The 13,390-nt window shown below is 36.7% G+C and carries 10 protein-coding genes; 2 read left to right on the top strand and 8 right to left on the bottom strand.

What is annotated here, in order from left to right; genetic code table 11:
* Positions 1-54: 54 nt before the first annotated feature.
* The 5 genes from pgi to LQV47_RS00645 form a co-directional block, all read right to left on the bottom strand.
* Positions 55-1,695: a glucose-6-phosphate isomerase gene (gene pgi / locus LQV47_RS00665; protein WP_230032680.1), complete on the bottom strand. Its 1,641-nt coding sequence runs from the start codon at positions 1,693-1,695 to the stop codon at positions 55-57.
* Between the two features lie 194 nt (positions 1,696-1,889).
* Complete coding sequence (locus LQV47_RS00660; protein ID WP_230032676.1) at positions 1,890-2,495, bottom strand: hypothetical protein; 606 nt, start codon at positions 2,493-2,495, stop codon at positions 1,890-1,892.
* Positions 2,485-2,994, bottom strand: coding sequence for an RNA polymerase sigma factor (locus tag LQV47_RS00655; protein ID WP_230032675.1), 510 nt, complete (start codon positions 2,992-2,994; stop codon positions 2,485-2,487). The genes LQV47_RS00660 and LQV47_RS00655 overlap by 11 nt, the downstream gene beginning before the upstream one ends.
* 24 nt (positions 2,995-3,018) lie before the next feature.
* On the bottom strand, positions 3,019-3,891 hold the full coding sequence (locus LQV47_RS00650) for a TraB/GumN family protein (RefSeq protein WP_230032672.1): 873 nt from the start codon (positions 3,889-3,891) through the stop codon (positions 3,019-3,021).
* A gap of 153 nt (positions 3,892-4,044) precedes the next feature.
* On the bottom strand, positions 4,045-4,953 hold the full coding sequence (locus LQV47_RS00645; protein WP_230032669.1) for a DUF4349 domain-containing protein: 909 nt from the start codon (positions 4,951-4,953) through the stop codon (positions 4,045-4,047).
* Between the two features lie 207 nt (positions 4,954-5,160).
* Here LQV47_RS00645 and LQV47_RS00640 point away from each other — a divergent pair, with 207 nt between their 5' ends.
* Positions 5,161-6,519, top strand: coding sequence for an acyl-CoA dehydrogenase family protein (locus LQV47_RS00640; RefSeq protein ID WP_230032667.1), 1,359 nt, complete (start codon positions 5,161-5,163; stop codon positions 6,517-6,519).
* Between the two features lie 147 nt (positions 6,520-6,666).
* Here LQV47_RS00640 and LQV47_RS00635 read toward each other — a convergent pair whose 3' ends face one another.
* The 3 genes from LQV47_RS00635 to lon all read right to left on the bottom strand — a co-directional run bounded on the left by LQV47_RS00635 (position 6,667) and on the right by lon (position 10,936).
* The gene (locus tag LQV47_RS00635; RefSeq protein WP_230032662.1) at positions 6,667-7,044 is read right to left on the bottom strand and encodes a DoxX family protein; all 378 of its coding nucleotides are present in this window, start codon (positions 7,042-7,044) and stop codon (positions 6,667-6,669) included.
* Between the two features lie 162 nt (positions 7,045-7,206).
* A complete protein-coding gene (locus LQV47_RS00630; protein WP_230032660.1) occupies positions 7,207-8,319 on the bottom strand; it encodes an AI-2E family transporter in 1,113 nt (370 codons plus the stop codon).
* A gap of 211 nt (positions 8,320-8,530) precedes the next feature.
* Positions 8,531-10,936: an endopeptidase La gene (lon, locus tag LQV47_RS00625; protein ID WP_230032658.1), complete on the bottom strand. Its 2,406-nt coding sequence runs from the start codon at positions 10,934-10,936 to the stop codon at positions 8,531-8,533.
* A gap of 260 nt (positions 10,937-11,196) precedes the next feature.
* On the opposite strand from lon, the gene LQV47_RS00620 reads away from it, so the two are divergent.
* Positions 11,197-13,350, top strand: a complete 2,154-nt coding sequence (locus LQV47_RS00620; protein ID WP_230032656.1) for a peptidylprolyl isomerase — start codon at positions 11,197-11,199, stop codon at positions 13,348-13,350.
* Positions 13,351-13,390 lie beyond the last annotated feature (40 nt).

Here is a 13,390-nt window from a genome sequence, read left to right as displayed (position 1 = left end):
TTCATCAGCTCCCTCTTTTTCTACATCATTTCTCCAGAACCTTCCTTTTATGGACTATTTATTTTCTTTATAATAATTAATTAATCCGTTGGTAGAGCTGTCATGCGAGCTTATTGGCTCATTGCTCTCCAGTTCCGGAAGAATCTTATTGGCTAACACTTTACCTAATTCCACTCCAAATTGATCAAAGCTGAAAATATTCCAGATCACTCCCTGAACAAAAATCTTATGCTCATACATCGCAATAAGCTGTCCTAGTGAAAAAGGAGTTAATTCTTTAAATATCATAGAGTTAGTAGGTGTATTTCCATGGAAGACCTTAAAGTTCAACAGTCGGTCTATCTCCTCATCGGATTTCCCGGCATTGACAAGCTCTTGTTCTACTTCTTCTTCAGTTTTACCAAAAGCAAGGGCTTCTGTTTGTGCAAAGAAGTTGGCCAGCAATTTTTCCTGGTGATCAGAAACCTCATTGGCACTTTTTGCATATGCAATAAAGTCTGCAGGAATCAATTCAGTACCCTGGTGGATCAGCTGGTAAAAAGCGTGTTGCCCGTTTGTTCCCGGCTCTCCCCAGATAATTGGGCCTGTTTCATATTCTACAAATTCTCCGTTTCTGTCTACGCATTTTCCGTTGCTTTCCATATCTCCTTGCTGAAGATAAGCCGCAAACCTGTCTAAATACTGGGAGTATGGCAGAATAGCATAGCTTGTTGCTGCATAGAAATTACGGTACCAGATTCCTAAAAGCCCCATTAAAACCGGAACGTTTTCAGAGAAATCTGCAGTTTGGAAGTGTTGGTCAGTATCAAAAGCACCTCTTAGAAGCTGTTCAAAATTTTCGTATCCTACAGCAAGTACAATACTTAATCCGATGGCACTCCAAAGGGAATATCTTCCGCCTACCCAATCCCAGAATTCAAAAATATTTTCTTCTGCAATTCCGAATTTTTTTACTTCCTCAATGTTGGTAGATAAGGCCACAAAGTGTTTTGCTACATCTTCCTGTTTTCCAGCTTTCAGGAACCAGTCTTTCGCTGAGTTAGCATTCGTCATCGTTTCCTGAGTCGTAAAGGTTTTGGAAGCAATGATGAACAAAGTGGTTTCAGGATTTAATTTTTTAACGACTTCTGCAATATGATTGCCATCTACATTGGACACGAAGTGCACATCCAGTCTGGTTTTAAAGTGCTTTAAAGCCGAACATACCATAACAGGTCCTAAGTCTGAACCCCCAATTCCGATATTCACCACATCCGTAATCTCTTTTCCGCTGAAACCTTTGTGTTCTCCGGATATGATTTTTTCGGAGAAAGCTTTCATATGGTCAAGAACTCTTTTGATCTGTGGTTTGATATTTTCACCATCCACAAGAATTTCGCGCTCAGAAAAATCTCTCAACGCTGTATGCAATACCGCTCTTCCTTCTGTTTCATTGATTTTATCACCAGAGAACATTTTTGAAACCGCTTCTTTCAACTGGCATTCTTCGGCCAACTGTAACAGAAGTTCTTTTGTTCTTGAATCAATTAAATTTTTAGAATAATCAAAAAGATAATTATCCTTTTGTAAAGAAAATTCTGAAAAGCGATTCGGGTTATACTGGAAAAGGCTTCTCAGGTCAAAATCGTTTCCTGCGAAATGTTCGTCAAGAGCTTTCCAGCTGTTAGTTTGTATAGGATTTATTTTTGATAGCATATTTTTCGGGAATTAGAGTTCAGAGAATAAGTATTTATAAAAATTCATAAGACTTTATTTCTGATCTGCAAATTTAAGGAAAAATAAAACCTCAAATAAATTTGAAGGTGATAAATAACATTTTTTTAAAGAACAAAGCCTCAGATATCATCCGGGGCTTTGTTTTTTTATGCTTATAAAAGGTTGGTTTTATATTATTCATCCATTTCATTCAGGATATTTTCAAGCTGTTTGGCACTGCGCCCATAGATATATTTTGTCCATAAAACAATACTTACAACCATGGAAAGGGTTCCCAGTAATACGGCTATTATTAAGGCTTGCTGATATGAATTGCTAAGTTCAGACAGCGCTTTTCCCTTTTTTTCCAAAAGGTTGTAGATTTCCAAACCAAGGGTAATAAGAAAATGTGGCAATAATAAGAATCCGAAAGACTGGTATCTTTCCATATTCAACCGCAGTTCATGGTATATTTTCCAGAGGCTGTTTTTAGTATTACCTGTATATAATTCAGTTTGTTTATAAAACTTATAAAATCCATAGAGGTAATAAGAAGATATAACAACCATCATTGTATAAGATATATAGTAGATGATGTATTGCGAAGATGGGAATCCCAATTGGAGAGGGAAAAAACCAATAAGGATAATAGCGACCACCTGGATTGGGAATTCCTTTTTCATGTTTTTCTGGATTTTTGAAACAGGATGTTTGCTTTCTTTTAGCTTTTCTATAGTATCTGGAATTTCGACGTTGTCGCCTTCATTATTCCATTGTTCTTTTAATTGATCAAAATTCATAACCTGATTTTTTTATGATTTGCTGTATTTTTTCTTTTGTTCTGTTGAGTTTTACACGCGCATTGCCTTCGCTGAGTCCCAGATTGCTTCCGATTTCCTTATGAGACATCCCTTCCATGAAATAAAATATAACGGCTTTTTCCAACGGGTTGAGTTCCTGCACGGCGTTGTAAAAAATTTCCAGCTGCTTATCCTTTGCCGGGTTGTAGTCCTCCTGTGCTACTTCAAAATGATGAGATGGGTCTGTATGGGTAGTGGCTCTCTGTTTTTCTTTTTTTAAGTAAGTAATGGAGGTGTTGATGGCGACGCGGTACATCCATGTTGAGAATTCACTGTTCCCTTTAAAGTTTTGGTAAGATTTCCATAGCTGGATAAGAATCTCCTGCTGCAGATCTTCCCGGTCCTCCATAGAATCAGCATAGATGCGGGATGCTTTATATAAAATACCCTTGTGCTGGTTGACAAGCTTTAAAAAAGCTGTTTCAGTTGGATTGCTCACAATAGTTTCATGGTTTGGTTGTCATTATAAGCTGGATACAGGTTTTACGGTATATCCTTTTGATTGCAGGAGAGGGATGATGCCATTTTCACCCATAAGATGAGATCCGCCCACAGCAAATAAAGAACTTTGGTTTTTCATTATTTCAGGCATTGCTTTTACCCAGTTTTGATTTCTGTTGGTAAGCATTGCTTTTTCCTGCTGGATATTCATAAATCTTTCATCCTTAAAAAGACTATAAAGTAATTGTACATTTTCATTTTTAAAAGCTTCTATCATCTTTTTAAAAAGAATTTCATATTCCTTACCCATTTTTAGTTGGATAATTGTACTTCTCAGATTATAAGCTTCATTAATGCTCTTCATCTGATCCTCTACCTTTTCAAGACCTCTGATCGTTTTTTTATCTTTTATTGCCTTCTGAAGAAGTTCTATTTCATAGAGCTTTATTTCAGTCTGGGGACATGGTATTGCTTTAGTAGAAAGTAGCGCATAAAGTGCTTGTGGACTTGATGAGTCTATGCTTTTTAGATCTGTCCCATAATCAGCCAGAATTGTATTCAGTTCTTTAGCTTCATGCGGAGAAAGCTGATCTGATATTTTTTTATCTGTCTGATACATTTTTTGTAGTGATTTTATTTCAGCAGGGTCTGTATAATTGATCTCCATGACAAAATTGTCAGATTTCTCAAGAGCTTTCAATACCTTGGGTTTTATTTCAAAATCCTTGTTGCATAAGATATGAAAAGTTCCGGTAATATAAGAAGGCTTAGAGAGACCATTCCCGGATACTTCCCATAGCAGGCTGTTATTGCCGGCATCTTTATTTTGTGCTGTTGCAGCAATAGGACTCATTGATAATAAAGCTGCAAATCCAAGTTTTACTAAATTTTTCATATTATTAATTTTTTTCTTATTCTTTAAACAGTAGGTAAATGGGATATTAGAATCGTTACAGTTTTTTTTTGAAAAAAATAAAAACCTCCCTAAAAAAGGAGGTTGTAAAATCTAAAATTATGTTGGTAACCAATTGGTTAGGTGTTTTTTTTATTATGAGATTTTTGATTGCTCATGCTTTGCTGTTTTTCTTTTTCTGAAAAAATAAATGACTGCACTTGCAATTAATAGGAGTGGCCAAACGTTGATAAGAGCTATTATAATATTCTGAATCAGATAAAATCCATACACAAAACCGTCTTTCACCTGATCTATAAAATTGATTTTATATTTATTGTCAATGCTATTGGTATTGGTAACAGCTATTTCTGCGATGCGTAATTTGGGTTCTTTGATGTAAATATCAACAGTACTGTACTTCAGATTATCGGCTGTATCCATACTGGTCAGCTTCTGGATATTTCCTTCTGTCATATTTTCGTCGTCAAGCTTTACTTTATCCTTATTTGTTTTCAGCTGGCTGATGTTTTCGGATGTTTTTTGGTTTCTTTTACTTTCCATTTCCGCATATTTAATGCTGGCTGTAATATCTTCTGCATTAACAGATCTGGAATTAAGGAATAGCTTGCTGTTATTAATCAATGTCAGAAGTTCTCCTAATTTTTCGGTAGGAACACGTACCTGCATCCTGTTTTCTGTCTGATATTTTTTAATCAGCATAGCTTCTTCATCAGATGTATTATAAGTATTTTCCGAAATGACATTACTTTGAAGATTGCTCTTAGTTACAAATCCACCAAGATCCTGAACTGATTTTTCGATAGAGATCGTTGTACTATAAACATCTTTTACCTCCATATTAATATCCGCAGTTTTGATAAACTGGTTATCTTTTACTTTCATCGTAGCGACTGTTGAGATGCTGTCCGATACAATGGTTGCTGCGGAATCTGTAGTGCCATAGGCTTCAAGGTCTGTAGAAGCTACCTCTCCTTTTTTACATGAATAGGATCCTAGTAAAAGAGCTGCAGATAGCGATAATGTAATGTAAGTAGTTTTCATAGTGTGGGTTTTAATGTTTTGCTTAGGTCAAAGTTGGGGCAGGATCTTTTGTAATGCTTGAAAAACTGAAGTAAAAAGCTTGTAAAGAAAATATTCTGATATAATATATTGATTTTAAGTGTTTTGTAAAAACTGTTCAATATCTGTTATTTTTTTTCGGAGTAATTTTTGCTTATCTTTTACAAACCAAATTCACAAAAAACCATTATGTCAAATACTTTTTCCAAAATAAGAAACGCGATAGGGCTATTCACTTCCATAGATTTTGATCAATTGAGTACAATCTCCAAAAAAGTGGATTTACCAAAACTGATGCAAAATTTTTCAAAGCTGGATGATAAACAGCTTGCCGGGCTTATGAAAATGCTGGATTCGGATAAGAAAAAGAAAGAACTGCCACCTATTGATGGTGATTTTTATGATATCTACCATACCTTAACTCCTGAACAGCGGGAGATACAGCTTAAAGTAAGGGCTTTTATGGAAAAAGAAGTGAAACCTCTGGTGAACCATTATTGGCTGAGGGATGAATTTCCTTTCGAACTGATTCCTAAATTTCAGAAACTTGATATCTGTGGCGTTACCTACGAAGGGTATGGCTGCCCGGGAATGCCTTTTTTGATGGAAGGTGTTATTGCTATGGAAATGGCTAGAGTAGATGCGTCAATTGCTACTTTTTTTGGAGTACAGTCCGGGTTGGCAATGGGATCTATTTACATCTGCGGTTCGGAAGAGCAAAAACAGAAATGGCTCCCCCAAATGCAGAAATTTGAAAAGATAGGAGCTTTTGGGCTTACAGAACCCGAAGTAGGATCCGGAGCTGCAGGAGGTCTTACCGTAACCTGCAGGAAAACAGCTGATGGCTGGATTCTTAACGGACAGAAAAAATGGATTGGAAATGCAACATTTGCAGATATTATCATTATCTGGGCAAGAGATTTGGATAGCGGAGAAGTAAAAGGGTTCATCGTGGAAAAAGATAATTCCGGATTCACTGTAGAAAAGATTAAAGGAAAAATGGCCTTAAGAATTGTTCAGAATGGCCTTATTACTTTAAAAGACTGTTTGGTAACTGAAGAAAACAGGCTTCAGAATGCCAACTCATTTAAAGATACCGGAAAAGTACTTCGGATGACCAGGGCAGGAGTGGCCTGGATGGCTACAGGCTGCGCAAGAGGTGCCTATGAGAGTGCTTTGGATTATACCCGAAAAAGAGAGCAGTTTGGAAAGCCTATTGCTTCATTTCAGATGATTCAGGGACATCTGGTGGAAATGTTATCCAACCTTACTGCGATGCAGACTATGGTTTTCAGGTTATCTGAAATGCAGGATGAAGGGATTTTAAAAGATGAACATGCATCCTTAGCTAAAGTTTTCTGTACCCTTAGAACAAGAGATATTGTGTCCAGAGCAAGAGAAGTAATGGGTGGAAACGGAATCTTGCTGGAATATGATGTAGCACGATTTGTTGCAGATGCAGAAGCTATTTATTCTTATGAAGGAACAAAAGAAATAAACTCGCTCATCGTAGGACGTTCGATTACAGGATTCAGTGCATTTGTATAGGATATAAGTGGCAGATGATAGAACAGGTTGCAGCTGACAGCTTCTAAAATAACATGGATTTCATGATTTGGTGTTTTTAATCACCGTAAATTTTGAAGCACATGTGCTATAGTGATCTCCTATTATCTGTCACCTACAACCTAATTATTAACTGATTAAATTCCTGTATTTCTCTTTATTGTCAAGAATTACCCATAAGTTGATTAAAAGTAAGACAACAGACATTCCTATCCCCATTTGGGATGGGTCTCTGTATACATTCTGAAGAAATATCCCTATCATAACAGGCAATATGATAATAGCGCCCAATGCTCTGGTTTTTGGAAAAATAAATAATATACCTCCAACAATTTCTACAACCCCCACCAAAGGCATCAGCCAACCGATTTCAGTGAAGGCAGCATATATTTTCATTTGCTCATCCGTCATTTTAGGCATGGGAGCATACTGGAAAAACTTGTTTAAACCAGCATTAATAAATGTAAGTGCAAACAAAAGACAGAAAATGAATTTTACGATTTTCATAATTGATAATTTTATATCAAATGTAAAACAAATATGATACTTGTTTATTTATTTTTCATAAAAAATACAATTTCTATGTTTAATTTTCATTATTGATATGTGTTGATGTAAGCCATATCCGCGTTTTAATACTGCGCATTGTTCATGGCCTTGCACGAATATTTAATCCATTTCCTCGAGGGTAATATTCTTTGAAATTTTATAGCTCTTCTTCTTTTTATTAGGTTTCTGTTCTTCTCCAAGCAACTTTCCCCAAGGTTTTAAATCATCTACTTTTTCACAGATGATTTTAATGATGGCAATGGCAGGAATACACAAAAACATCCCCGCTATTCCCCAAAGGTGTTCTCCTAAAAGAATTCCAATAAAAGAAAATAGCGCATTGATTTTTACTTTTGAACCCACTACGAATGGCAAAACGATGTTTCCGTCCACAGCATGTACACCAATATAGCCGATAATAACATAAATACAGGTAGATGGAGTAGAGGTAGCAAAAGCAATAAAACAGGATATGACAAGAGAAATGAAGATTCCAAGATAGGGAATAACATTAAGCAGACCTGTCAGGACAGCCAACAGGATGGCATATTTCACCCCTAAAATAGTAAGAACAATGGACGTAAGCGTCGATACGATAATAACCTGAAGGAAGAGCCCGAAAATATATTTTTTGGTCATTACACGAATTTCTGTGACGGCTTCCTGCACGCTGCTCTTATGTCTCTCATTGAAAACAGTAACTATAAAATTATTTAAAAGTCTTCGGTAATTTAAAATGAAGATAAAGAATAGCGTGAAAAATAGAATAAACCCAAATCCTGTTGAAAATATTCCAAATGTAAAACCTAAAATGGCTCCGGAAGAAGATAAAAGCTTGTTCAGTCCCTGATTGATATAATCTACCTGCTCATCTACTTTCACATTAAATGTTTTAGAAACCCAATGCTGTAGATTATTGAACAACGTTGTAAACTGTTCTCTGAGGTGGGGAAGATCTTTGCTGAAATCAGACAGTTGGGTGCTGAAAAAATAGATGATACCGCTTAAAATGAATAACATAATAAAAACAGAGGTCATGGTAGAGACTGACCTTGGAAATCTTAGCTTTCTTTCCATGAAAGTAGCCAACGGTAAAAAAAGCATCGCCATCAGGAATGCAAAGAAAAAAGGGGCTAAAATACTCTGTCCTAGTGCCAGCAGATAGCCAATACCTATAATGGAAACTACTACAAGAGTGAGCTTGATAAGGAAAGGGAGTCTAAGAAAATTCATAATTTAAAATATGCGTATGGATTAAAAATAAGAAAACCCACCGAATTGAGAAATTATTTGATCATCAACTTGAGTTTTATTTTTAGCGGAGCAAATTTTATTCCATCAAAATGAAGGTTAGGCGTATTTTATACTGATTTTAATGTAAAACAGAAACACGCCCCGGATATCCCGGAACGTGTTTCTTTATTGAGAGTTGATATGTTACTAATTATTTTTCAATAGCGATGTCTATGACCTCCTCCATTCTGCTGACATAATGAACTTTCAGATTTTTTAAATAGTCCTTTTTGATCTCTTCCACATCTTTTCTGTTGGCATCACAAAGGATGACATCTTTAATTCCGGCTCTGGTAGCAGCAAGAAGCTTTTCTTTAATTCCTCCCACAGGAAGAACCTTTCCTCTTAGTGTAATTTCTCCCGTCATCGCAAGGTGAGGTTTTACCTTTTTGTTTTTGAAAGAAGAAACCATGGAAGTTAACATTGCAATACCTGCTGATGGCCCGTCTTTAGGAGTTGCCCCTTCCGGAACGTGGACGTGGATATTTTTCTTATCCAGATCTTCCTGCGGAATTCCCAGCTCGTCATGTCTGGCTTTAATATATTCTAAAGCAATGGTTGCAGACTCTTTCATTACCGTTCCCAGATTTCCGGTCATGGTTAATGTTCCCTTTCCGTTGCTTAGGATGCTTTCAATGTAAAGAATATCTCCACCTACGCTTGTCCACGCTAAACCTGTTACAACGCCGGGTACTCCTGTGATTTCAGATAGACTTTTAGGTCTTGGAACACCAAGAATTTCATCTACTTTTTCCAATGAGATTTTAGAGTCATACTCTTTTACCAGAGCAGTCTGTAATGCCACCCATCTTGCAATGGAGGCAATTCTTTTCTCCAGACTTCTTACACCACTTTCTGATGTGTGAGCCTCTATGATATGTTTAAGCTCAGGATTTCCAAGTTTAAATGACTGGGTATTCAACCCATTTTCTTCCTGCTGTTTCTTAATTAAATGTCTTTTCGCAATTTCAATCTTCTCTTCCAGTGTATAGCCTGCAATCTGTATAATCTCTGTTCTGTCCAAAAGAGGACTCTGTATGGTTGATAATGAATTGGCTGTTGCAATGAACATTACTTTGGATAGATCATAGCCCATCTCAAGGAAATTATCATAGAAAGATTTATTTTGTTCAGGATCAAGGACTTCCAGTAATGCTGAACTGGGGTCACCATGGATGCCCTGTGCAATTTTATCCATCTCATCCAGAACGATCACAGGGTTAGAGGTGCCAGCTTTTTTAATAGACTGGATGATTCTTCCTGCCATTGCTCCGATATAGGTTTTTCTGTGTCCCCGGATTTCACTTTCATCATGAAGGCCACCCAGAGATAATCTTACATATTTTCTTCCTAAGGCATCAGCAATAGACTTTCCTAAAGAGGTTTTACCTACCCCTGGAGGCCCTACCAATAGGAGAATTGGAGATTTCATGTTGTTTTTTAATTTTAAAACAGCCATATGCTCCAGGATTCTTTTCTTGATATCTTCCAGTCCAAAATGAGCCTTATCCAATACTTTTTCCGCCTTTGCAATATCAAAAACATCTTTGGTATAAGTTTCCCAGGGCAGATCCGTGAAGAAATCCAGATAGTTTCTCTGAACATTATAGTCCGGAGAATTAGGATTCTGACGTTGAAGCCTGCCGATCTCTTTCTGGAAATGGTCTTCCACTTCCTGGCTCCATTTTTTGGTTCTAGCCTTGGCAATGAGGTCTTCAACATCGCTTTCAGGGCCACCGCCCAGCTCTTCCTGAATTGTTCTGATCTGTTGGTTCAGGAAATACTCTCTCTGTTGTTTATCAAGATCTTTGGATGTTTTCTGATGGATCTGGCTTCTTAATTCCAGCTTTCTGAAATCCTCATGCATCAGTTCATAGCATTTATTAGCTCTTTGCATCATGCTTTTTTCCTCCAGCAGTTTTTGTTTTTCCACAGAAGGAAAACTGGAGTTGGTGCAGATGAAATTCAAAAGATCATCATTGTTATTAATGTTTTTGATTGCAAAATTAGCTGCGTTAGGAATGTTAGGATCCAATTCGATGATTTTTAAAGCAAGCTCCTTGATGTTTTCAAGCAGCGCTTCATATTCTTCAGGATTTTTAGGCTTAGAATCCTTTAATTTTGAAATTTCAGCTTTAAAATAAGGCTGAAGACCCACAATTTTTTTAATCTTAAATCTGTGAAAACCTTTAGTAATAGCAGTGATATTGCCTTCAGGTAATTTTATAATCTTAATGATCTTGGCCAGTGTTCCGGTAAGATAAATATCTCTTTCAGTAGGCTGCTCCAGATCCGAATTTTTCTGGCTTACGATTCCAATAAAATCTCCGTTCTTCTGAGCTTCCTCAAGAAGTTGTATTGAGGTTTTTCTCCCTGCAGTAATAGGAATTACCACATTGGGGAACATTACCATATTTCTTACAGGAAGTATAGGGAATATTTTTTGTTCGGAATTTTTATCAGTTTCCGAAAAGTCGGAAAGATTGATTTCCTCAGTTACGATATCAAATCCGTCGCTGATCATTTCTTCTAAACTAATATCTTCAAATTCTGTCATACTCAATCAAATGACAAATTGTCATTTTCGTTTTTAATCGTTAAAGTGATTTTTTATAATAAGCCCAGAAAACGGGTGATATATTATAATACCTTATCTTGCACAATACTTATGCCATTTGTTTTTTACGAAAAAATATGGTCAAAATTTCCTTTTTTAAATAAACTTGATGATTAAAAATTAAAATAAAGCACTTCTATTTCTGTAATTTCTTAAAAATGTGTATTTTCGCAAACTGATAAAAAACTATAATTTATAAAATGGCAATTTTAGGACAAATTAGGAGTAAGCCTTGGCTTTTAATGGGAGTAATAGCCTTAGCGCTTTTAGCGTTTTTGGTTAACCCAGACAGTATTGACAAGGTTTTTGGTAAAAATCCTGACATTTTAGGAAAAGTAAATGGTGAAAAAATTACCCGCGAAGAGTTTAACGATCAACTTTTCGTACTGCAGCAACAGGCTGAACAACAAGGTGGTCCAAAGACCGGTCTTGAAGAGCAGGCTTGGCAATTATTGGTGCAATCTAAACTTATCAAACAGCAGTTCGAGAAATTGGGCTTTGAAATGACTGATGATTATTTCTGGAACCAAATTCAGTATGATCAGATGTTTGCTCAGAATAAACAGTTTTTTGATGAGAAGGGTAACTTTAAAACTCAAGAGCTTAAAAAAGAAATCGAAACATTACAGAGTGCTAACCCTCAGGGGTATGCTCAATGGTTAAAGACAAGAAAAACAATTGAATACAGACTGATGGCCAGACAGGTGTTCAGCAATATTTCAGCAGGGATTACTACAGGTAAGAAAGAAGCTGAAGAATTGATGAAGCAGAGAGACCAGCTTGCAGATATCGACTTTGTGAAAGTAGACTATGCGGCTTACCTTCAGAAAACTAAAATTAATGTTACAACGGAAGATCTTGCTAATTACATTAAGCAGCATCCTGTAATGTTCAAAGCTGAGCCTAGCAGAAATATCGGGATTGTATTTTTCCCGTCTAAGCCTAGCGCAGCAGATGATGCCGCAGCATTGAAAGAAATTACAAAATTATACTCAGTAGGTAGTGATGCCAGTGGAGGTACAGAAAACTTCCAGAATACGAAGAATGACTCTATGTTTGTAATGGCAAACTCTGATATGCCTTTCAATCCTCAGTATATGAAACCTACTCAGTTGCCGGCTACTATACAGAGCCAGATTGCTACTGCAGCCATAGGGCAGACTTTTGGTCCGTATAAAGAACAGGATTTCTATGTAGTGTCTAAACTTGTTGGTAAAAAGACTTCAGATTCTACATTATCAAGACATATTCTTATTGCTTTCAAAGGAAGCCCTGCCGGAGAAGGCGTAACAAGATCTAAGGAGCAGGCTAAGAAATTGGCAGACTCTATCGGAGCTATTGTAAAAGCAACTCCTGCTAAATTTACAGAATTCCTTAAGCTTTCTAATGATCCAAACTCTGCAGCACAAGGAGGAAGTTTAGGGTGGACAACTCCAGAAACTCCTTTCGTTCCGGAATTCCTTACTTACCTTGCCAATAATCCTAAAGGAGCTACAGGGGTAGTAGAAACACAGTTCGGTTACCATATCATCAATATTGAAGATAAAAAATCCGGATCAATGGGGTATCAGGTTGCTAACTTAGTAAAAGCAATTAAAGCTTCAGATGCTACAGAAGCAGAAACAGATAAGAAATCAAGAAAATTCATTCAGCAGGTTCAAGGGAAATCTTTCAACGATTTTGTGAATATTGCTAAGAAAGGTAATTATCAGTTCTCCAATCCAAAAGCAGCAAAAAGATTTGAAGGCCAGCTTCAGGGCTTAGGTACTGAAAAAGACGCTGAGATCCTTACTTGGGCTTTTGATAAGAAAAGAACTAAAGGAGATACAGAATTATTTACTGTAGACGGAACAGGGGACAAAATTGTAGTATACCTGAACGGAAAACAGGAAGCCGGACTTGCTGATCCGGAATCTGTAAGAGATCAGATTGAAGTGATTGTTAAAAATAAATTGGCAGCAAAACAGATTTCTGATAAAATTGCAGGAGCTAAAGCTTCTAGCTTAGATCAGATTGCTACATTGTTTGCTTCTTCAAAACAATCAGCTCAGGTGAATCTATTGAACCCTTCAGTAGCAGGTGCTATGGAACCTAAGGTGGCTGGTGCTGCATTTGGAGTGAAGAAAGGTCAGCTTTCCAAGCCGGTTGAAGGAGGAACAGGAGTGTATGTTCTGATCAAAAAATCAGAAACAATAAACAAGCAGCCTGGAGATCTTAAACAGTTCACAGAATCTATTACACAGAGAAATGCAGGAATGTTCGGACAGGCTTGGTTAAAGAGTCTTCAGGATAATTCTGAAATCGAAGATTATAGAATTGAGATCTGGAATAAGGTAGGAAATCAGCAACAATAAGAAATTAAATTTCAACAATATAAAAGCGACAAATTTTTTT

The sequence above is a fragment of the Chryseobacterium sp. Bi04 genome, assembly GCF_918698085.1.
In the GTDB taxonomy this organism is placed as follows: Bacteria; Bacteroidota; Bacteroidia; order Flavobacteriales; family Weeksellaceae; genus Chryseobacterium.
The sequence above is the reverse complement of the archived record's forward strand: the minus strand, read 5'-3'. Positions and strand labels throughout refer to the sequence as shown.